Source organism: Oceanimonas baumannii (genome assembly GCF_002245495.1).
Lineage (GTDB): Bacteria > Pseudomonadota > Gammaproteobacteria > Enterobacterales > Aeromonadaceae > Oceanimonas > Oceanimonas baumannii.
This window is the reverse complement of sequence record NZ_NQJF01000009.1, coordinates 83,658-102,663: the sequence shown is the minus strand read 5'-3', so window position 1 is coordinate 102,663 and position 19,006 is coordinate 83,658. Positions and strand designations below refer to the sequence as shown.

At 60.4% G+C, this 19,006-nt stretch carries 20 protein-coding genes; 11 read left to right on the top strand and 9 right to left on the bottom strand.

All coding sequences use genetic code 11. The annotated features are described in order from the left end of the window. Positions 1 to 23: 23 nt before the first annotated feature. From B6S09_RS11810 to B6S09_RS11795, 4 genes are all read right to left on the bottom strand, one after another. Entirely contained in the window at positions 24 to 1,427 is a 1,404-nt protein-coding gene (locus tag B6S09_RS11810) for an FAD-dependent oxidoreductase (protein ID WP_094278692.1), read from the bottom strand. After that, entirely contained in the window at positions 1,427 to 3,103 is a 1,677-nt protein-coding gene (locus tag B6S09_RS11805; protein WP_094278691.1) for a putative 2-aminoethylphosphonate ABC transporter permease subunit, read from the bottom strand. Before B6S09_RS11805 ends, B6S09_RS11810 begins: the two co-directional genes overlap by 1 nt. Continuing rightward, entirely contained in the window at positions 3,100 to 4,155 is a 1,056-nt protein-coding gene (locus B6S09_RS11800) for a putative 2-aminoethylphosphonate ABC transporter ATP-binding protein (protein ID WP_094278690.1), read from the bottom strand. The genes B6S09_RS11805 and B6S09_RS11800 overlap by 4 nt, the downstream gene beginning before the upstream one ends. A gap of 95 nt (positions 4,156 to 4,250) precedes the next feature. Further along, the gene (locus B6S09_RS11795) at positions 4,251 to 4,952 is read right to left on the bottom strand and encodes a UTRA domain-containing protein (RefSeq protein ID WP_094278689.1); all 702 of its coding nucleotides are present in this window, start codon (positions 4,950 to 4,952) and stop codon (positions 4,251 to 4,253) included. A 190-nt stretch (positions 4,953 to 5,142) separates the two neighbouring features. On the opposite strand from B6S09_RS11795, the gene phnW reads away from it, so the two are divergent. The 6 genes from phnW (at position 5,143) to B6S09_RS11765 (ending at position 10,345) form a co-directional block, all read left to right on the top strand. Continuing rightward, positions 5,143 to 6,261 (top strand): 2-aminoethylphosphonate--pyruvate transaminase, encoded by a 1,119-nt coding sequence (gene phnW, locus B6S09_RS11790; protein ID WP_424991652.1) that lies wholly within the window; start codon positions 5,143 to 5,145, stop codon positions 6,259 to 6,261. Between the two features lie 14 nt (positions 6,262 to 6,275). Next, positions 6,276 to 7,106, top strand: coding sequence for a phosphonoacetaldehyde hydrolase (gene phnX / locus B6S09_RS11785; RefSeq protein WP_094278687.1), 831 nt, complete (start codon positions 6,276 to 6,278; stop codon positions 7,104 to 7,106). Then, the gene (locus tag B6S09_RS11780) at positions 7,106 to 7,540 is read left to right on the top strand and encodes a hypothetical protein (protein WP_094278686.1); all 435 of its coding nucleotides are present in this window, start codon (positions 7,106 to 7,108) and stop codon (positions 7,538 to 7,540) included. The genes phnX and B6S09_RS11780 overlap by 1 nt, the downstream gene beginning before the upstream one ends. After that, entirely contained in the window at positions 7,522 to 7,740 is a 219-nt protein-coding gene (locus B6S09_RS11775) for a hypothetical protein (RefSeq protein ID WP_134114003.1), read from the top strand. The genes B6S09_RS11780 and B6S09_RS11775 overlap by 19 nt, the downstream gene beginning before the upstream one ends. Positions 7,741 to 7,920: 180 nt before the next feature. Beyond that, positions 7,921 to 8,931 (top strand): putative 2-aminoethylphosphonate ABC transporter substrate-binding protein, encoded by a 1,011-nt coding sequence (locus tag B6S09_RS11770; RefSeq protein WP_094278684.1) that lies wholly within the window; start codon positions 7,921 to 7,923, stop codon positions 8,929 to 8,931. A gap of 67 nt (positions 8,932 to 8,998) precedes the next feature. Next, positions 8,999 to 10,345 (top strand): DASH family cryptochrome, encoded by a 1,347-nt coding sequence (locus B6S09_RS11765; protein WP_094278795.1) that lies wholly within the window; start codon positions 8,999 to 9,001, stop codon positions 10,343 to 10,345. Positions 10,346 to 10,693: 348 nt separating this feature from the next. On the opposite strand, the gene B6S09_RS11760 is transcribed toward B6S09_RS11765, so the two are convergent. Together B6S09_RS11760 and B6S09_RS11755 are read right to left on the bottom strand one after the other, a co-directional pair. Next, positions 10,694 to 12,070 (bottom strand): class II fumarate hydratase, encoded by a 1,377-nt coding sequence (locus B6S09_RS11760; RefSeq protein ID WP_424991651.1) that lies wholly within the window; start codon positions 12,068 to 12,070, stop codon positions 10,694 to 10,696. A 34-nt stretch (positions 12,071 to 12,104) separates the two neighbouring features. Next, the gene (locus B6S09_RS11755; protein WP_094278682.1) at positions 12,105 to 12,476 is read right to left on the bottom strand and encodes an acetyl-CoA sensor PanZ family protein; all 372 of its coding nucleotides are present in this window, start codon (positions 12,474 to 12,476) and stop codon (positions 12,105 to 12,107) included. A 108-nt stretch (positions 12,477 to 12,584) separates the two neighbouring features. Between B6S09_RS11755 and B6S09_RS11750 the strand changes: the two genes are divergently transcribed. Together B6S09_RS11750 and B6S09_RS11745 are read left to right on the top strand one after the other, a co-directional pair. Then, entirely contained in the window at positions 12,585 to 13,157 is a 573-nt protein-coding gene (locus tag B6S09_RS11750) for a gamma-glutamylcyclotransferase (protein ID WP_166670339.1), read from the top strand. Beyond that, positions 13,157 to 13,408 carry a YkgJ family cysteine cluster protein gene (locus tag B6S09_RS11745; protein WP_094278681.1) on the top strand — a complete coding sequence of 84 codons (252 nt, stop codon included), beginning with the start codon at positions 13,157 to 13,159 and terminating at the stop codon, positions 13,406 to 13,408. The genes B6S09_RS11750 and B6S09_RS11745 overlap by 1 nt, the downstream gene beginning before the upstream one ends. A gap of 6 nt (positions 13,409 to 13,414) precedes the next feature. Here the strand turns inward: B6S09_RS11745 and envC are convergent, their stop codons facing one another. Next, on the bottom strand, positions 13,415 to 14,620 hold the full coding sequence (gene envC, locus B6S09_RS11740) for a murein hydrolase activator EnvC (protein WP_094278680.1): 1,206 nt from the start codon (positions 14,618 to 14,620) through the stop codon (positions 13,415 to 13,417). Between the two features lie 10 nt (positions 14,621 to 14,630). Continuing rightward, entirely contained in the window at positions 14,631 to 16,163 is a 1,533-nt protein-coding gene (gpmM, locus tag B6S09_RS11735; protein WP_094278679.1) for a 2,3-bisphosphoglycerate-independent phosphoglycerate mutase, read from the bottom strand. 215 nt (positions 16,164 to 16,378) lie between these two features. On the opposite strand from gpmM, the gene B6S09_RS11730 reads away from it, so the two are divergent. Genes B6S09_RS11730 through gpsA form a run of 3 tightly spaced genes read left to right on the top strand, consistent with a single transcriptional unit; the run spans position 16,379 to position 18,334 of the window. Next, positions 16,379 to 16,810, top strand: coding sequence for a rhodanese-like domain-containing protein (locus B6S09_RS11730; RefSeq protein ID WP_094278678.1), 432 nt, complete (start codon positions 16,379 to 16,381; stop codon positions 16,808 to 16,810). A 34-nt stretch (positions 16,811 to 16,844) separates the two neighbouring features. Beyond that, complete coding sequence (gene secB / locus B6S09_RS11725; RefSeq protein ID WP_094278677.1) at positions 16,845 to 17,333, top strand: protein-export chaperone SecB; 489 nt, start codon at positions 16,845 to 16,847, stop codon at positions 17,331 to 17,333. Beyond that, complete coding sequence (gene gpsA / locus B6S09_RS11720) at positions 17,333 to 18,334, top strand: NAD(P)H-dependent glycerol-3-phosphate dehydrogenase (RefSeq protein WP_094278676.1); 1,002 nt, start codon at positions 17,333 to 17,335, stop codon at positions 18,332 to 18,334. The genes secB and gpsA overlap by 1 nt, the downstream gene beginning before the upstream one ends. A 65-nt stretch (positions 18,335 to 18,399) precedes the next feature. On the opposite strand, the gene nfuA is transcribed toward gpsA, so the two are convergent. Next, positions 18,400 to 18,978, bottom strand: coding sequence for a Fe-S biogenesis protein NfuA (nfuA, locus tag B6S09_RS11715; protein WP_094278675.1), 579 nt, complete (start codon positions 18,976 to 18,978; stop codon positions 18,400 to 18,402). Between the last annotated feature and the right edge of the window lie 28 nt (positions 18,979 to 19,006).

Sequence of the window (19,006 nt, the reverse complement as noted above, 5' to 3'; positions counted from 1 at the left end):
GCAGCAGCATCCCTTTTTTATATTCAGGTCTCTTTGTCGGCCTTGCCGGCTGTATCGGCAAAACGGGCAAGCCAGCGGTCCCAAGGCCAGGGCTGATGCCCCCTGTCTTCGGCGGTTTCTTTGCGGCGAATGGCGTTACGTACCGTTATGGCTCCGAGCCAACGTACCGGCTCTGGTGGAAATTGCCCCTGCGGCCCTTGTGCCAGGCCGCATCGGGTCCAGTCGTCATTTCGACCCAGTACCAGGCTGGTCAGGATTTTGGCACCCAGCAGGCTCTGCACCACGCCGTTGCCGGAGTAGCCCAGACCATAATAGATATCGCTGTCCCCCTCAAGCCGACCAAAAAACGGCAAGCCGGTGGCGGAACGATCCGATGGCCCGGTCCAGGTGGCGGCGATACCGGTTTTCAGATCGGGAAAGAAGCGCTGCAACGCTCTCTTCAGTATGGTTTGGTAGCGGCTTGGTTGATCAAAGGCCTTATGCAGGCGGTTGCCGAAAGCAAACATATTACCGCCTTTGCCCAGCATTAATCGGCCGTCAGGGGTAGAGCGGTAGTAGTGCACAAAGGTTCTGCCATCGACCACGGCGGCACCATGGTTCAGGCCCAGGCGTTTCAGTTCGGCTGGTGCCGGGTTGGTGATCGCCATGTCTGATGAAACCAGTACCAAGTGTTTGTCGAATTCTTTGAACAGGCTAGGGGTCCAGGCGTTAAGGGCCAGGATGACTTTATTGGCAGTAACACTGCCGTGGGGGGTTTCGATCAGGGTGGGCTGGCTGCGTTCCATCCGGGTCATGGGAGTATGTTCATAAACGGTGATCCCGATGGATAACGCCACCCGGCGCAGACCTCGTACCAGCAAGGCCGGCTGTACCGACCCGGCTAGCGGTGAGAAGTGGCCCTCAAGGTGGGCCTCGGAGCCGGTGCGTGCCAAAAGTTCACTCTCGTCCAGTCTTGACCAGCTGTTCAGTCCTTCCCGTTCCAGTCCGGCCACCAGCTTGTCCATGGCGCCGCTATGGAAACCATTAGTGGCGGTGTAGCAGGTGCCGTCAATGCGTAACTCTGCGTCGATGCTGTGCTGTTCGCAGAAGTCCCGAATTTCCAGTACCGCCCGCTCCGAAGCTCGCACTAGACGGGCTGCTTCCTGCGCGCCATAGCGGCGACACAGTGAAGGATACTTGGTGGACCAAGTCAGCAGGCAGCCGCCGTTGCGGCCAGAAGCCCCGCTGCCGCACAGCTCCCGTTCCAGCACGACGATGTTGAGTGCCGGCTCGGCCTGTTTGAGTTGAATGGCGCTCCACAGTCCGGTGTAGCCGCCGCCGATGATGCAGATATCGGCCTCGACATGCGCCTGCAGCGGTATGGCCGGGGCCGGTTGCTCCTGTTCCAGGGCCTGTTGCAGCCAGTAAGGACGTTGGGGGGTGGTCATTATTTTTGTCTCCAGCCTTGGGTCAGACGCAGCAGGCCGCGGCTGGCGGCCAGGTGCAGCAGCTTCGCGCCGAGGGCAGTGATGAAAATCAGCATGGCCATGGCGGCCGCCGGGGCGATGTTGCCGCTGTCGTCCAGGTTGAGCACGGCGATGGAGGCCAGCATGGTGTCGGGGCCGTACAGGAACACCACCGCCGATACCGTGGTCATGGCGTTGACGAACAGGTAGATGGCCACGTCCAGCACCGCCGGCAGGCACATGGGCAGGCTTATTCGCCACATGGCCTTGAACCGGCTGATGCGCAGCGAGGCGGCCACGGCCTCGATTTCCGCCGGCAGCTGTTTGAGCGCGGTGATCGCAGTGAGGTGCCCGACGGTATAGAAGTGCACTATGGTCGATACCACCAGCAGGGTCATGCCGCCGTACAGTACCTTGAGCGGATTGCCCGGCTGGTTGAAGAAGAAGATATAGGCCAGGCCCAGCACCAGTCCCGGCACCGCCAGGGGTACCATGGCCAGGCCGTGCAGCAGCTTGCGCAGGCCGCCCTGGCCCTGACCCTTCTCCACTAGGTAGGCGGCCAGGAAAATGATCAGGGTTCCAAACAGGGCGGTCAGGCCGGCCATGCGCAGCGAGTTGCCATAGGCTTGCCAGCCGTCGATGAGATCAAACCGGTAGTGATCCAGGCTCAGGTCCAGGTTGTAGGGCCAGAACTGCACCAGGGAAGCGTAGGCGGCCATGGCGATCACGCCCAGCAGGGCCAGGGCAATCAGGCTGCAGAACAGCAGGAAAAAGCCGTCACGCCAGGCATTGGGCTCGGGCTGGTAGGGCAGGGAGCGGCTGTCGATCAACTGCTTGTTGCGGCGCTGCAGCCAGCTGTCGGCGGCAAAGGCGAGCAGGGCCGGCAGCAGCAACAGGGTGCTGATCAGGGCGCCCATGGTGAAGTTCTGCTGCCCCACCACCTGCTTGTAGATGTCGGTGGCCAGCATGGAATACTGGCCGCCGATCACCTTGGGCACGCCAAAGTCGGTGATCACCATGGTGAACACCACCATCAGGGTGCTGAGCAGGGCATACTTGATGCCGGGCAGGGTGACCTGAAAAAAGGCGCGCACCGGGCCGCCACGCAGTACCCGGCAGGCCTCGAACAGGCGGCCATCGGTGGCACCCATGGCGGTGCTGAGCAGCATCACCGCATGGGGAAAAGCCCAGAACGACAGCCCCAGAACGATACCGATGGGGCCATAGATGCTTTCACCGCCGAGCCAGTGGCGCAGTACTCCCTGGTTGCCGAACAGGTAGATCAGGCTGATGGCCGGCAGAAGTGACGGTGCCAGTATCGGCACCATGGCCACCACCTTGAACAGGGTGCGGGCCGGCAGCCGGGTGCGGGTCAGGCCGTAGGCGTAGAGAAACGCCAGTCCGGTGACCAGACCGGTGACCAGCAGGCCCATGGTCAGGGTGTTGAGCAGCGAGTGGCCCAAGGCCGGCGTGGCCAGGTAACGGCGAATGTTACCGAGGCCGGCGAACCGGCCCTGGTCGTCCACCAGGGCGGTATGCAGTATCTGCCCCAGCGGCAGCACCAGGGCCAGCAGAAACAGCACACAGGCCAGGGTCAGCAGGCCACGCTGCAGCTTGTCATCCCAGCTCAGCGGCCGGGGCAGGCTGAGGCTGGTCATGCGCTGGCCTCGCTGAACAGGTGAGTGTGTTCCAGCGGCAGCGCCAGAGCGATTTCCTGACCCGGTTGCAGCCGGCGCAGGTCACAGTCCCGGGCTGACAGATCGGCCAGAATTGGCTCAGGGTGACTGTCTACCGCCACTTCGGCCCGTATAAAGGCGCCGAGGAAAGACAGCTCCCGAATATGCCCGCGCAGGGCCGGGCCTTCGCCGGCGCCCGCCAGCCGGGTCAGCTCCGGCCGCCAGGCCAGCAAATGTCGGCTGCCCGGGGTCACCTGGCGGCGCAGGGTATGCTCGCCCAGGTTCAGGCGGCCGTCGTGATCGGCGACGGTGGCATAGAAGTTCATGGCGCCGATAAAGCGGGCCACAAAGGGGGTAGCGGGCTGGTAGTAGATTTCCTCAGGGGTGCCGATCTGCTCGATTTCGCCATGGTTCATCACCACGATGCGGTCGGCCATGGCCAGGGCTTCTTCCTGATCGTGGGTCACCATGATGGTAGTGACCTTGAGTTCCCGTTGCAGCCGTTTGATCTCGGCGCGCAGCTGCACGCGCACCCGGGCGTCCAGCGCCGACAGTGGTTCGTCCAGCAGCAGCAGGCCTGGTGACAGGGCGATGGCCCGGGCCAGCGCTACCCGCTGTTGCTGCCCCCCAGAGAGCTGCCCCGGATATTTGCTGCCGCTGCCGGGCAAGCCGATGGTCTCGAGCAGTGACTGGACCTTGTGTTGGATCTCGGCCTTGGGCAGGCGTATGTTTTCCAGGCCAAAGGCGATGTTCTGATACACGGTGAGGTTGGGGAACAGGGCGTAGGACTGGAACACGATGCCGAAGTCGCGCTGCTCCGGCGGCGCCTGGGTGATATCGCGGCCGGCCTGCTCGATGCGGCCGTCACTGGGCAGATCCAGGCCGGCGATGGCGCGCAGCAGCGTGGTCTTGCCGCAGCCGCTGGGGCCGAGAAAACAGATGAACTCTCCTTCTTCCACGGTCAGACTGACGCCTTTGAGTGCGCGGAAGTCACCGAAGTTCTTTACCACATTGTCAATTGCTAGATATGTCATCAGATTACCCTCATCTGGTTTAGACCAGTTTGGGGCAATCTACAAAGTCTATGTGACGATGGTATGACACTTTATTGAAAAAGCCATGTTCCCGCTTATACCGAGAGCTGAATATTGAGCGCGTCGTGGCGCCAGTATTCCCAGTCCAGTTCGATAACCCTTCCTGCCTCGTCCCGGGACAGCCGGCTGATAAACAGGGCGGCCGCGCCGGTGGCCACGCCCAAGGCCTGAGCCCGTTCCTCATCCAGCGCCAGCGGATACATGTTGAGCTCCATGGTGGCGATGCGCACGCCGTATTCCTGCTCGAACAGCCGGGTCAGGGAGCGGCTCAGATCGTGACGCTCGAGCCCGGGAAAACGGGCCGGATCCAAGTGGTTCTCCTCCAGCAGCACGGCATGCCCATCAATGGAGCGCAGCCGGCGTACCCGGTGCAGCGGAGTGAGGGGGGCCAGCCCCAGTGCCTTGTGTACCGCCGGCTCGGCCGGTGCCAGTTGTTGGGCCAGAATGTGCGTATCGGGTCGACGGCCCTGTCCTGATACTACCTCGTTAAATGGCAGCCGCTGGGTCGGATTATAATTGATCCGGCTTGGTGTGATATACCAGCCCCGGCGGTTGGCGCGGTAGATCAGGCCCTTGCCTTCGAGTCGGGAAAGGGCTTCGCGCAGGGTGACCCGGGTGGTGGCGAAGGCATCGCTGAGCTGGCGCTCCGAGGGCAGTTTGCTGTTGGCGAGCAGGGCGCCGCTGCGGATCTGGGCCTCGATGCTGTCGCTGATCTGTTGGTAATGGGGTTTGCTCATTGGTCCTTCCATATGGACTACACCAGTTGCGTTGTTGCAGGGGTGGTGTGGTCGTCGTCAACTCATTGAAATCTGTTGCCATTATTACCCCTGCCGACGGGGATGGACAGGCCTGTGTAAGATGAATTTTTTATTGCAGTGTGGCTTGCCGTCTTGCTCCGTTTCGACAGTGCGTCTATCGTGTTTTTAAATTTGGTATATACCAGGAGTGAACGTGAACAATCCTTATCTGCTGCTGACCCCCGGCCCTCTGTCCACCTCCGCCACTGTGCGCGACGCCATGATGAAGGACTGGTGTACCTGGGACGACGACTACAACCAGGGCGTGGTGCAGCCCATTCGCCGCCAGCTGGTGCGTTTGGCCACCCGTCAGCCGGGCTATACCAGTGTACTGATGCAGGGCAGCGGCACCGCCGGCGTGGAGTCGGTACTGGGCTCGGCGGTCCCTGCCGAGGGCAAGCTGCTGGTGCTGATCAACGGTGCCTATGGCCGGCGCATGGCCGACATCGCCCGTTGCCTGGGATTGCCCCTGGCCACCGTGGAAGTGGCGGAGACCGAGCCGCTGTCGGCCGGGTTGCTGAGCCGGGCACTGGCGGCGGACGCGGCCATCAGCCACGTGGCCTTTGTGCACTGTGAAACCACCACCGGAATTCTTAACCCGCTGGCCGAGCTGTGCGGGGCGGCCAAACAGGCGGGCAAGACCCTGATCGTGGACGCCATGAGCTCCTTTGGCGGTGTGCCCATGGAGGTGGGTGAACTGGCCATCGACTTTTTGATCTCCAGCGCCAATAAATGCATTCAGGGCGTGCCTGGATTCAGTTTCATCATCGCCCGGGAAGCGGCCATGGCGCAGTGCGAGGGGCAAGCCCGTTCGGTCAGCCTGGATCTGTTCGACCAGTGGCAGTGCATGGAGCGCCAGGGTGGCAAGTGGCGCTTTACCTCGCCGACCCATGTGGTGCGCGCCTTTGCCCAGGCGCTGACCGAGCTGGAGCGGGAAGGGGGCGTGGCTGCCCGTCATCAGCGCTATCAAGGCAACCAGCGCGCGCTGGTTGCCGGCATGGAGCGGCTCGGCTTTCGGCCGCTGGTGGCACGCGACTGGCAGTCTCCGGTGATCACCGTTTTCGCCGCGCCCGAGGCGGCGTCCTACGACTTCAAGCGTTTTTATCTGGGCCTGAAGGAGCGGGGGTATGTGATTTATCCGGGCAAGGTGTCGGCGGTGGACTGCTTTCGTATCGGCACCATAGGCGAAGTGTATCAACAGGATGTGGCCGGCCTGCTGGCGGCCATTGAAGACGTAATTTTCTGGTAAATGAGGAAACCACAATGAGCTATCGTTTTGAACGTCGTTACACCGGTGCCGTGCAAGCGGTGATCATGGACTGGGCCGGCACCACGGTGGATTTTGGCTCCATGGCGCCGATCCGCGCCTTTCAGCGGCTGTTTGCCAGCGAAGGTATCGAGGTCACCCTGGCCGAGTGCCGTGCCCCCATGGGCAGCGAAAAGCGCGAGCATATTTGCCAGATGCTGGCCATGCCCCGCATTCGTGCGGCTTGGCTCCAAATCAAGGGCGAGGCGCCGAGCGAGGCGGAAATCGATCGCCTTTATCAGGACTTCGTGCAGATCCAGATCGAGTGCATTCGCGACAGCGCCGTGCTGATCCCGGGTATGGCCGAGGTGGCCGGTGAGCTCACCGGCCGCGGCATTCGCCTGGGTGCCAACACCGGCTACAGCCGCGACATGATCGTCGAGCTGGTGCAGCGGGCCGCCGAGCAGGGCTATGCCCCCGAAGTGGTGATCACTGCCAGTGACGTGCAGCGCGGCCGGCCCTGGCCGGAAATGAGTCTGCGGGCCGCCTGTGCCCTGGAAGCGGGCGCCATGCAGGCCTGCGTCAAGGTGGATGACACTGGTGTGGGGATCGAGGAAGGTCTGAACGCCGGCATGTGGACGGTGGCGCTGGCGGTGTCCGGCAACGAGGTGGGACTGTCGCTGGAAGACTGGCAGGCATTGGCACCCGGTGAGCAGCAGCGTCTGCGCAGCAAGGCCTATGCCCGCCTGGCCGGTACTGGTGCCCACTATGTGATTGACACTATTGCTGAGTTGCCGGGGGTGATCGACGACATTAACGGCCGTCTGGCCCGGGGCGAGCGCCCCTGATGTCGCCGCTGGCCCTGTTGCTGGTGCTGTGCTCCGCCGCATTGCATGCGTTGTGGAACCTGCTCGGCAAAAGGGCCAGTCCCGGCTACGCCTTTTTCTGGCTGGCCAACCTGACCCAGTGTCTGCTGCTGCCGGTGTTGAGCCTGCGGCAGTGGCGGCCGGGTCAGTACCTGACCCCGGGCTGTGCCCTGGCTCTGCTGGCGGCCGTTGGCACCAGTGGTTACAGCCTGATCGACGCCCATGCCATCACCCTGCTGCGGGACTGGCTGGAGGGGCTGCACGGCCAACAGAGCCTGGCGCTGTATTATCTCTGGTTGCAGGTGATGGCGGTGCTGGTCACTCTTTGCCGTTGCTGCTGTGGCCTCGGTTTCGTTCCAGCCTGGTGCAGACTGCCCGCAGCGCGGCCCGGCCGGGCATGCTCACCGGCATCATGATGGGACTGACCTACAGTCTGGTGCTGTGGGCTTTTGCCCTGGCCAGCCAGGTATCCTATGTGGTGGCGTTGCGCCAGCTCAGCATTCCCCTGGGGGTCTTGCTCGGTGTCTGGTGGCTGGGGGAGTCGCACCGGGGCGGCAAGCTGCCCGGGGTCGCGCTGATCCTGAGTGGCCTGACCCTGGTGGCACTGGCCGGTTAACGCCGGCGGGGGAACATCACCGTCATGATGCGGCCGGGCTTGCCCGGCCGTTTCTTTTTGGCCGGTGGCGAATGTGGGATGGCGGCAGTTACTCATTTTTTCACGGAACTGTCACCGGACTGTCATACGTTACTTTTAAGCTGGGTTTGTTTTTTGGTATATACCAACTGGAGATAAATCATGCTGAAGAAGAGCCCCCTGGCCCTGCTGCTGACCCTGGCCGCTGCCGGCGCTCAGGCCAAGACCGAGCTGACCGTCTACACCGCGCTGGAGCTGGATCAGTTGAAGAGCTATCAGGCCGCCTTTGAGCAGGAAAACCCGGACATTGCCATTCGCTGGGTACGTGATTCCACCGGCATCATCACAGCCCGTCTGCTGGCGGAAAAGGAAAACCCCCAGGCCGACGTGATTTGGGGACTGGCCGCTACCAGCCTGATGCTGATGGAGCAGCAGGATATGCTGGAACCTTATGCGCCGGCCGGTCTTAACCAGCTGTCGCCGGAATTCCGCGACCCTCGCGAAACGCCGCACTGGGTTGGCATGAATGCCTGGCTGGGGGTGATTTGCTATAACACCATCGAAGCCGAGAAACACGGCCTGACCAAGCCTTCCAGCTGGCAGGATCTGACCAAACCGGAATACCAGGGCCATATTGTGATGCCCAATCCGGCCTCAAGCGGTACTGGCTTCCTCGATGTATCGGCCTGGTTGCAGCAGTTCGGTGAAGAGCAGGGCTGGGCCTATATGGATGGTCTGCACCAGAACATCGCCAACTATACCCACTCCGGCTCCAAGCCCTGCGTGCAGGCGGCTTCGGGTGAGGCGACCATCGGTATTTCCATGGCCTACCGCGGTGCCAGCCTCAAGCAGCAAGGCGCGCCCCTGGAGCTGATCTTCCCCACTGAAGGAGTGGGCTGGGAAATGGAAGCCGCGGCCATCGTCAAAGGCTCCGACCAGCAGGCGGCGGCGCAAAAGCTGCTGGACTTTGCGGTGACCCGCCAGGCCAACGAGTTGTATAACCAAAGCTTTGCGGTAGTGGGACTGCCGGGGGTGGCTCAGCCGGTGCAGTACTTCCCTGAAGAACCGGCCGGCGTGATGATCGACAACGATTTCGCCTGGGCGGCGGGGCAGCGTGACGCCATTCTGGCCGAATGGCAGCAACGCTACGACGGCAAGAGCGAAGCCAAGTAAGCAGCAGTGAACGACAGCCATGAGAAGCCCGGTCAACATACCGGGCTCTTTTTTATGGGAGAAAGCCATGCGGCTGTTGTGGTTACGCAATGACTTACGGCTTGAAGATCATGCCGGTTGGCAACAATTGGCGGATTACTCAGGGGATACGGCGGCAGTGTTTATCCTGCCGGCGCACTGGCGGCGGACCGATGCCACCGGGCTGCACCGGTTGGGCACGGCCAAGGCGGCCTATGTGCAGCAGTCGCTGGCAGACCTGAGCGAGCGGCTGGCAACATTTCGGCTCACCCTGCTGCAAGGCGAGCCGATCGAGTTACTGCTGGCCTGGCATCGCCTGCAGCCCTTTGAGCTGGTGACCCATGCGGCTCAGGCACCGGAAGAGGCCGGCTGGCTGGCCCGGCTGCGTGACGCTGGCATAAACGTGCAAACTTTCGAGGCGCAGCCGCTGTTTAGCCCTGAGCAGGTCAGCTCCCTATTTTATGACTTTCCCGCCAGCTTCAGTGGCTTTCGCCGGCAAGTGGAAAAATCCCCGGCCTGGCCGGTGCCGACACCACAACCGGCGGCTGACCTAGGCCGATTGCAGGCGGCCAATTGTCCCTTCATGACCGGTATTGACTGGCCGGCCATGCCAAGAGAGTCCGCCCACCCGGCCTGGCAAGGGGGCGAAACCGCCGCGGAGCACTGGCTGCATCACTATTTATTTGAGCGCCGGGCCCTGGCTCATTACAAGGCCAGCCGTAATGGGCTCACCGGCCGCTATTTCTCCAGTCATTTGAGTGCCGCCTTGGCCTGGGGCTGCCTGTCGTCCCGTACCGTATGGCATCGAATCCTGGCCTATGAGCAGCAATGGGGCAGCGATGAGCACAGTTACTGGCTGCGCTTTGAGCTGCTGTGGCGGGAATATTTTCACTGGTCGTTGCGAGTGCATGGCAGCCAGCTGTTCGCGGCAGACGGTCTGACCGGCAAGGCGATGCCGGGCGCGTTTAACCCTGAATACTGGCACTCCTGGTGTGAGGCAAGCACCGGCTGGCCCATGATCGATGCTGGCCTGAAAGAGCTTATGACCACGGGGTTTTGCTCCAATCGCCTGCGGCAGAACCTGGCCAGCTGTTTTATTCACGAACTGGGGCTGGACTGGCGATTGGGCGCGCGCTTTTTCGAACAGCATCTGCTGGACTTTGACGTGGCCAGCAACTGGGGCAACTGGGCCTACATTTCAGGCGCCGGCCATGATCCGCATCATGGCCGGCACTTCAACCCACACCGCCAGTGGCGACAGTATGATCCTGAGCTTATTCACCTGTACCAGTGGTTGCCCGAGCTGGGCGCTGTGACCCCGGAGCAGGTAGAAAGTCACCAGCGTGGCGAGCGGCTACTGGATTACCCGGCACCCCTGGTGCCGCTTGAGTGTTGAGGCTTTTGCCTACAGGCTCCGTTATGCATTCTCACACAGAGCGTGGGAACGAGGAGGTGGAACTTGGCTTTACGAGAGCAGGCAGCGCTGAAGCTCCACGAAGTAAATTGGTACCTACAGACTGTCATTCCGGCCTTTGAGCCGGAATCCACTTTTCAGACGACGACATAATCCGCCCCTGGTCGTGCCATCATGCTCTGGACTCCGGCCTTTGCCGGAGTGACGGTATTTAGCCGGCGACACTGGGCCTGACGACGCAGCAGTGAAGATTGCCGAGCGCCCCATGGAAGGGCTTGAAGCGTGTCGGTGGAACGCAACTGCGCTGCTGCTGCGCATTGCGGGCTTAAATTAACCTTTCTCCTGCTGGCTACCCCGGGTTAGCGCGGCGGGATCCAGCAGTTCGCGGAGCTCGGCTTCGGACAGCTCTGTTTCTGCCAGCGCCACTTCTACAATGGGGCGGTTTTCCGCATAAGCCTTCTTGGCGATGTCCGCCGCCTTGGCATAACCGATCACCGGGTTCAGTGCTGTCACCAGTATGGGATTACGGGCCAGGTTTTCATTGAGGTGCGCTTCGTTAAGGGTAAAGCCATCGATGGTATCGGCCAGTAGCGGCACGCTGTTGGCCAGCAGTGTGATCATGGTGAGCAGGTTACTGGCTACCAGCGGCAGCATCACATTAAGCTGAAAGTTGCCCGACTGCCCTGCCACCGTATTGGCGGCGTCCAGGCCGATGACCTGTGCCGCCACCATGGCCACTGCTTCGGGTATGACCGGGTTTACTTTTCCGGGCATGATGGATGAGCCCGGCTGCAGCGCCGGCAGCTGAATTTCGGCCAGGCCGGTCAGCGGGCCCGAATTCATCCAGCGCAGATCGTTGGCGATTTTCATCAGTGCCACCGCCAGGGTTTTCAGTTGCCCCGACAGCTCCACTGCGGTGTCCTGACTGCTGAGGGCATAGAAGTAGTCTTCTGCCGGGCAAAAGGCCTGACCGGTAAGCTGGTTCAGGTAGGCGCAGGCCAGCCGGGCCTGGCGTGGGTCGGCATTAATGCCTGTGCCAATGGCGGTACCTCCGAGCGCCAGTTGCTGCAGCCGGCTCTGCATACCCTGCAGCCGGTCGCGCCCATACTGCACCTGGGTGGCCCAGCCGCCCAGCTCCTGATCAAAACGCAGGGGCATAGCGTCCATCAGGTGAGTGCGACCGGTTTTCACCTGCTGCTGTAGCTTTTCGCCTTTGCCCAGAATGGTTTGTTCCAGCTGGTGCAGGGCCGGCAGCAGTTCCCGGCCCAGGGCGAGGGCGGCGCTGACATGAATGGCAGAAGGGATCACATCATTGGAGCTCTGGCCCATATTGACATCGTCATTGGGGTGTACAGGTTGGCCGGCGCTGGCAAGGTGGGCCAGTACTTCGTTGACGTTCATATTGGTACTGGTGCCCGAGCCGGTCTGAAAGACGTCCACCGGGAAGGCGCTGTCGTGCTCACCTTGCATGATTCCGTGGGCGGCCTGGAGAATGGCGTCGGCCTTGTCCTTGTCCAGCCGGCCCAGTTCGCTGTTGGCATGGGCACAGGCGGCCTTGATGGCGGCCACAGCATGAATAAAGCCAGCTGGCAGGGGCTGGCCCGAGATGGGGAAGTTATTGATAGCTCGCTGGGTCTGGGCACCGTACAGTGCATCGGCAGGGACCTCAATGTTGCCCATGGAATCTTGTTCAGTACGCATCTTCACGGTTACTTCCCCCTTTAAGATCAGGCCATTAGGACTACAAGGAACAGCTTAGCACTCCCTTGTTACGGTTAAAGCCGGCAGTGGTAAAAAAGTCCGCAAGACCGGTTGCCTGCTCGGCGGGTACCGAGCTCAGCGACAGCTCAAGCCGGGTACAGCCGTCGGCTTTGGCATCTTCCTTCAGCTGGCGTAGCAGCTCGCTGCCAACACCCCGGCGGCGGGTGATATCGCGCACAGCAAAGAAGATTACTTGCTCACCTTGACGCCAGGCCAGCGCAACGGCGCGGTCATTAAAGGTAGCCAGCAGAAAAGGCTGATCTGCTGGTAAAGAACGGCCCTGCAAGATGTGCCTGGCATGGTGATGATGTTGTTCGGGAAGGTGAGTAAGCCGGTGTACGGTAAGGCGCATGATGTCGCTCCCTGTTGGTAAAAATCACGATTCTATCATGCCACCGGGTTCGACAAATGCGGCCGTCGGGGGCATGATGATGCGGTGTTTTTTACCGCGATGTCAGCAATGAGTTTCGATACCCGGGCGTATAACCGCGCCATGACCCATTTCGACCGGCACGACAGCTTCTGGTTGTTTGGCTACGGCTCCCTGATCTGGAAAGCCGATTTTCCCTTTATTGAACGCCGGCCGGCATATGTTGAAGGCTGGACGCGCCGGTTCTGGCAGGGCTCTCACGATCATCGGGGTACGCCGGCGGCACCGGGCAGGGTGGCCACCCTGGTCCGTCAGCAGGACGCACTTTGCCATGGCATGGCCTATCGCATCGAGCCTGGTGTGCTGGCCGGGCTTGATCTGAGGGAGAAGAACGGTTATCTGCGGGAACGGGTGGCGGTGAAGTTTGAACACGGGCGTGCCGAAGAGGGGCTGATATATCTTGCCACTGAACACAACGCGGCTTTTCTGGGAGAAGCTCCCCCGGCGGAGATGGCGGCACAGATAGCCCACGCTCATGGCCCGAGTGGCAGCAACCGCGAGTACCTGCTCAACCTGGCAGAGGCGCTGACTGAGCAGGGGGTACACGACGGCCATGTGGCCACGCTGGTCTCGCTGCTGCCACCTGCTGAAGGAGAAAGCTGATGGAGTGCCGTCCGGGTTGCGGAGCCTGCTGTATTGCGCCCAGCATCAATACACCCTTGCCGGGGATGCCAAATGGCAAACCGGCAGGAGTGCCCTGCGCTCATCTGCTGGATGATATGCGCTGCGAGCTGTTTGGCCGGCCCGAGCGGCCGGCATTATGCGCCCGCTTTCAGCCTGACATGGAGGTCTGTGGCAGCAGTCGCGAAAATGCTATCTGGCTGATCAGTGAACTGGAAGCGGCGACGTCCTGAGCCTGCTCAGCCCCGGCGCAGCCAGGGCAGAGGATCGATGGCCTTGCCCCGGTAGCGGATTTCGAAATACAGCCCGGGCTTGTCCTGACCACCACTTTCGCCACTCAGCGCAATGGCTTGGCCGGCCGAGACCTTGTCGCCCGGGCCCAGCAATAATGACTGATTGTGACCATACAGGCTTAAATAGCCCTTGCCGTGATCAATAACCATCACCATGCCAAAACCGTTAAGCCAGTCGGCATACACTACCTGACCGTTGGCCACGGCCTTGACCTGCCTGCCAGCCGGTGCACCGATGAGCAGCCCTTTCCAGTGAAGCTGGCTGGTGCGGGCCGAACCAAACCGGTGCTGCAGTTTGCCCTTGAGTGGCCAGGGCAGGCTGCCTTTGGCCAGACCGCCGAAGTTACCCTGAGTTTTGGCGACCACGGGCGTGTGGCCAGACGGGCGGGCCTGGCTGCGGCTGGCGGCCTCACGGCGTTCCCGTTCGAGGCGATCCCGCTCAGCCCGTTCGGCGGCGGCCTTGATCTGCTGTTCCAGATGACTGGCGGCTTGCTGCAGGTTGGCCAGCCGGCGGTTGTCCTGCTCCAGCTGAGCATTTATTTTTTTGGCCGTCTGGTTACGTTCATTCTGGCGCTGTTGTAGAGAGCGTTGCTGTTTTTGTTGGCCTGCCAGTAAGTCCTTCAGCTGAGCACGGCTGCGTTCGGCCTGGCGGCGGTTGTCGGCGAGCCGGCGGCGAATGTCTGCCAGTGTATGTAAGGCGTCGGCCCGGGCTTGATTGAGGTGAGCGTAGTAATGCAGCAGGCGATCGATGTCATTGCTGTCCTGGCCGTTGAGCAACAGTTTGAGGTAGTCGTGACGTCCGTTCTGGTAGGCGGCGCGCAGCTGGGTAGCCAGTTGCTGGCGTTGCTCATCGGCCTGCTGGTTCAGGGAGCTGTGCTCTTTATCTAGCCGGGCCAGCTCCCGTTCATTATTTTTCAGTTTGTTCTGCGTCTGGTTCAGCTCCCGGGCCAGGGCTGAAATGGCCTTTTCATCTTTTGCCAGTTGTTGTTGCAGGGCCTTCAGTTCTTGTTGCTGGGCCTTAATGTCTTTCTGCTGGCTGGCAATCTGGCCTTTAACGTTGCTCAGATCCTTGTTTTCATCCGCCCATGCGCAAGCACCGGCCATCAGGCCGGTGCTCAGCAATAACGAAACAATCAGTCTTTGCGTGCCCATAGGGCTGTGATTATTTCAGAACCATCAGTGGCTTGCCAGTCATTTGCGGCGGAATCTCCATGCCCATCAGGGTCAGCATGGTGGGGGCCAGATCCGACAGCCGGCCACCTTGCACCGGGGCGGCGTCCCGGCCAATGTAGATCAGCGGCACCGGCAGATTAGTATGGGCGGTGTGCGCCTGGCCGGTTTGCGGATTCACCATCTGCTCGGCATTACCGTGATCGGCGGTGATAAGTGCTTCACCTCCGACTTTTTCCAGTGCCGATACTACCCGGCCAATGGAGCGGTCGACGGCTTCGCAGGCTTTTACGGCCGCTTCAAACACACCGGTATGACCGACCATGTCACCGTTGGGGTAGTTGCAGATAATGACGTCAAACTCGCCGCCTTCAATGGCTGCCACCAGTTTGTCGGTAAGCTGCTCGGAATTCATTTCCGGCTGCAAATCGTAGGTGGCCACCTTGGGGCTGGGGATTAGCGTGCGCTGTTCGCCGCTGAAACACTCTTCTATACCGCCGTTGAAGAAGAAGGTGACGTGAGCATATTTTTCGGTTTCCGAGATGCGCAGCTGGGTTTTGTTATGGGCTGCCAGCCACTCGCCCAGGGTGTTTTCCAGCCGAACCGGTGGATAGGCACAGCTGGTGTGGATATCGGCGGCATACTCGGTGAGCATGACGAAGTCGGCCAGCGCCGGGTGCAGCTCACGCTCAAAGCCGGTGAAATCGCTTTCCACAAAGGCGCGGGTCAGTTCCCGGGCACGGTCGGCACGGAAATTCATAAAGATGACCGCATCGCCATCCTGCATGGTGACCGGCTCGCCGATAACGGTGGCATTAACGAATTCGTCGTTCTCATCCCTGTCATAGGCGGCCTGCAAGGCATCTACACCGGAAGGCGCGCTGTATCCGGCCTTGGCCTGAGTCAGCAGATCATAGGCGCACTGCACTCGTTCCCAGCGATTATCGCGGTCCATGGCGTAGTAACGGCCAACAATGGAGGCCAGCCGGCCCTTGCCCAGTTTTGTAAACAAACCGTCAAAACGTTCGAGTGAACTCCTGGCTGAACGAGGAGCCACGTCCCGGCCATCGAGAAAGCCGTGCAGATAAATGTGCTCGGCACCTCGCTGGGCGGCCAGCTCAATCATGGCGGCGATATGATCTTCATGGCTGTGTACGCCACCGGGAGACAGCAGGCCCATGATATGTACGGCCCGGCCTTTGCCGACGGCATTGTCTACTGCTTGGGTCAGTGCCGGATTAGTGAAAAAATCGCCGTCTTTAATAGCCTTGCCGATGCGGGTAAAGTCCTGATAGACAATGCGGCCGGCACCAATATTGACGTGGCCCACTTCGGAGTTGCCCATCTGCCCATCGGGCAGCCCTACATCGTCGCCAGAAGTGGAGATCAGCGTAGCAGGGCGGTTTTTCATCAGGCCGTCCAGTACTGGTGTATGGGCGGCGTGAATGGCGTTATGTTCGGTTTTTTCGCTGTACCCCCAGCCGTCGAGAATCAGCAGTACCAGGGGTTTTTTGGTCGAGTTCATGGTGTAACCCTATGTTGTTATTTGAAAGCTTTAAGCGAGCAACTGAAACTTGTGTGTCATTTTACTACAATTGCCGAATTGGTCACCAGGCAAGGGGGGGGGATTTACCATTGGGTGATCCGGCCCGCATTTGAGCAGGGGCGGGCGGCTGTTATTTGGCGTGTCCCCATGTATACTCGGGCTTTTCCGTCTTTCGAAACGCAAGAAGTATCATCATGCAAGAGTACCTTGATTTTGCCGCCCGGCATCCGTTGCTGACCATGGTCTGGCTGGGTCTGGTCATGGCGGTGTTATACACCTTTGTCATTGCCCGTCTGTCCAAGGTTAAGGTTGTGCCGGCTCAGGAAGCGGTGATGTTGATCAATAAGCAGAATGCCGCCGTGGTTGATATTCGTACCGCGGAAGAGTTCCGCAAGGGCCACATTGCCGGTGCCATTAACGTACCCAACAGTCAGCTTAAGGCCAACAATCTGAACCTGATTGAAAAGTATAAAGACAAGCCGCTGGTGCTGGTGTGCGAAAGTGGCATGACCACTTCCGGTGCCGGTCGTCTGCTGAGCAAGGCTGGTTTCAGTCAGGTGCATACTTTGCGCGGCGGCATGACCGACTGGCGTACTCAGAACCTGCCGGTTACAACCAAGCGTTAATTTTTTATAACCCATTGAGTAAAAGGATAGTTTCATGGCTGAAGCAGCAAACGGTGCCGACACTCAGGCGCAACAGCAGGTAGAATTCCAGATTCAGCGTATTTACCTGAAAGACGTTTCCTTCGAAGCACCGGGCACGCCGGTGGTGTTCCAGAAAGAATGGAAACCCGAAGTTAAGCTGGATCTCGATACCAAAAGCACCCGTCTGGGCGACAATGTGTTTGAAGTGGTACTGACCCTGACCGTCACCTGCAACATGGATGAGAACGAAACCGTTTACCTGTGTGAAATTCAGCAGGCTGGTGTGTTTACTATCGGCAACATGGCTGATGCTCAGCTGGCTCACTGCCTGGGCTCTTTCTGCCCCAACATTCTGTTCCCTTATGCCCGTGAAACCGTATCCGGTCTGGTCAACAAGGGCTCCTTCCCGCAGCTGAACCTGGCGCCGGTTAACTTCGATGCCCTGTTCGCTGCGCACATGCAACGGGCTCAGCAACAGCAGGCTCCGCAGGCCGACGCCTGATGTCACACGCTGCCATTTCGGTGCTGGGGGCCGGTTCTTACGGCACGGCCCTGGCTATTGCCCTTGCCCGCAATGGCCACCGTACCCTGCTGTGGAGCCACCGGCCCGAGCAGGTGAGCACACTGGCGGCGGATCGTTGCAACAAGGTATTTCTGCCCGATGCGGCATTTCCCGACAGTCTGGTTCCGGATGCCGACTTGCAGCGGGTAGTGCAGGCCAGCCGCGACCTGCTGATTGTGGTACCCAGCCATGTGTTTGCCGATGTGTTGCACAAAATAAAGCCGTTTTTGCGACCTGACAGTCGTATCGCCTGGGCCACCAAGGGACTGGATCCGGCCACCGGCAACCTGCTGCAGCAGGTTGCCAGGGATATTCTGGGAGAGGATCGGGCGCTGGCGGTACTGTCAGGGCCGACATTTGCCAAAGAGCTGGCCATGGGACTGCCTACCGCTATCTCACTGGCTTCCACCGAGCCTGAATTTGGCAAAGATCTGGCTGACTTGCTGCATTGCGGCCGGTCGTTCCGGGTATATCTGAACGACGACATGGTAGGGCTGCAACTGGGCGGCGCGGTGAAAAACGTGATCGCCATTGGTGCCGGTCTGGCCGATGGCCTGGGCTTTGGAGCCAATGCCCGCACGGCGCTTATTACCCGAGGCCTGGCTGAACTGCAGCGTTTGGGGGTGGCCCTGGGGGCCCAGCAGGATACGTTTATGGGGATGGCCGGACTTGGGGATCTGGTACTGACCTGTACCGATAATCAGTCCCGTAATCGCCGTTTCGGTCTGGCTCTGGGGCAGGGTAAAAGCGTGGAAACGGCCATGGCCGACATTGGTCAGGTGGTGGAAGGCTACCGCAACGCTGCCGAAGTACACGAGCTGGCCGCCCGTCACGGCGTGGAAATGCCGATTTGTGAGCAGGTTTATCAGGTGTTGTATGAAGGCAAAAACGCCAAGGAAGCCGCCATTGCCCTGCTGAGCCGGGATCGCAAGGCGGAATAGCCGCTCCTGAAGTAAACACAAATAAAAAGGAGCCCTTGGGCTCCTTTTTTTGCTTCGGGCGGGACTCAGTAGTAAGAGTGTTCGCCGCGCTGATGCTCGGTAGCATCACGCACGCCGGACAGTTCACCCGGGAACAGTTCGAGCAGCTGCTTCTCAATGCCTTCCTTCAGGGTGACATCCACCATGGAGCAGCCGTTACAGCCGCCGCCAAACTGCAGAATGGCCAGGCCGTCTTCGGTGATCTCGGTGAGCACCACCTGACCACCATGGCTGGCCAGCCCGGGATTAATCTGGGACTGCAGAACATATTCTACCCGGTCGGCCAGGGGAGCATCGTCGGGTACTTTGCTCATTTTGGCATTGGGAGCCTTCAGGGTAAGCTGGGAACCCATCTGATCGGTGACAAAGTCAATTTCGGCTGCTTCCAGAAAAGGCGCACTCTGAGGATCAACCACGGCTTCAAAACCATCAAACTGCAGATGAACATCTTCAGGATCCACTGCATCGGGAGGGCAGTAGGAAACGCCGCACTCGGCATTGGGAGTGCCGGGGTTAACCACAAATACGCGAATATTGGTGCCTTCCGGCTGTTGTGACAGCAGTTTACAGAAGTGCCCCTGGGCGGTTTCGGAAATCGTAATCATCGCTATCCTCATAAACCTGACTAAACAA

Bases quoted from the DNA above. Each gene is read 5' to 3' on its own strand.
- B6S09_RS11770 (WP_094278684.1), top strand. From the start codon at position 7,921: ATGCTGAAGAAGAGCCCCCTGGCCCTGCTGCTGACCCTGGCCGCTGCC.
- gpmM (WP_094278679.1), bottom strand. From the start codon at position 16,163: ATGAACTCGACCAAAAAACCCCTGGTACTGCTGATTCTCGACGGCTGG.
- phnX (WP_094278687.1), top strand. From the start codon at position 6,276: ATGAGCTATCGTTTTGAACGTCGTTACACCGGTGCCGTGCAAGCGGTG.
- envC (WP_094278680.1), bottom strand. From the start codon at position 14,620: ATGGGCACGCAAAGACTGATTGTTTCGTTATTGCTGAGCACCGGCCTG.
- gpsA (WP_094278676.1), top strand. From the start codon at position 17,333: ATGTCACACGCTGCCATTTCGGTGCTGGGGGCCGGTTCTTACGGCACG.
- secB (WP_094278677.1), top strand. From the start codon at position 16,845: ATGGCTGAAGCAGCAAACGGTGCCGACACTCAGGCGCAACAGCAGGTA.
- B6S09_RS11750 (WP_166670339.1), top strand. From the start codon at position 12,585: ATGAGTTTCGATACCCGGGCGTATAACCGCGCCATGACCCATTTCGAC.
- B6S09_RS11775 (WP_134114003.1), top strand. From the start codon at position 7,522: ATGCTCACCGGCATCATGATGGGACTGACCTACAGTCTGGTGCTGTGG.
- B6S09_RS11780 (WP_094278686.1), top strand. From the start codon at position 7,106: ATGTCGCCGCTGGCCCTGTTGCTGGTGCTGTGCTCCGCCGCATTGCAT.
- B6S09_RS11730 (WP_094278678.1), top strand. From the start codon at position 16,379: ATGCAAGAGTACCTTGATTTTGCCGCCCGGCATCCGTTGCTGACCATG.
- B6S09_RS11765 (WP_094278795.1), top strand. From the start codon at position 8,999: ATGCGGCTGTTGTGGTTACGCAATGACTTACGGCTTGAAGATCATGCC.
- B6S09_RS11745 (WP_094278681.1), top strand. From the start codon at position 13,157: ATGGAGTGCCGTCCGGGTTGCGGAGCCTGCTGTATTGCGCCCAGCATC.
- B6S09_RS11810 (WP_094278692.1), bottom strand. From the start codon at position 1,427: ATGACCACCCCCCAACGTCCTTACTGGCTGCAACAGGCCCTGGAACAG.
- nfuA (WP_094278675.1), bottom strand. From the start codon at position 18,978: ATGATTACGATTTCCGAAACCGCCCAGGGGCACTTCTGTAAACTGCTG.
- B6S09_RS11755 (WP_094278682.1), bottom strand. From the start codon at position 12,476: ATGCGCCTTACCGTACACCGGCTTACTCACCTTCCCGAACAACATCAT.
- B6S09_RS11800 (WP_094278690.1), bottom strand. From the start codon at position 4,155: ATGACATATCTAGCAATTGACAATGTGGTAAAGAACTTCGGTGACTTC.
- B6S09_RS11805 (WP_094278691.1), bottom strand. From the start codon at position 3,103: ATGACCAGCCTCAGCCTGCCCCGGCCGCTGAGCTGGGATGACAAGCTG.
- B6S09_RS11795 (WP_094278689.1), bottom strand. From the start codon at position 4,952: ATGAGCAAACCCCATTACCAACAGATCAGCGACAGCATCGAGGCCCAG.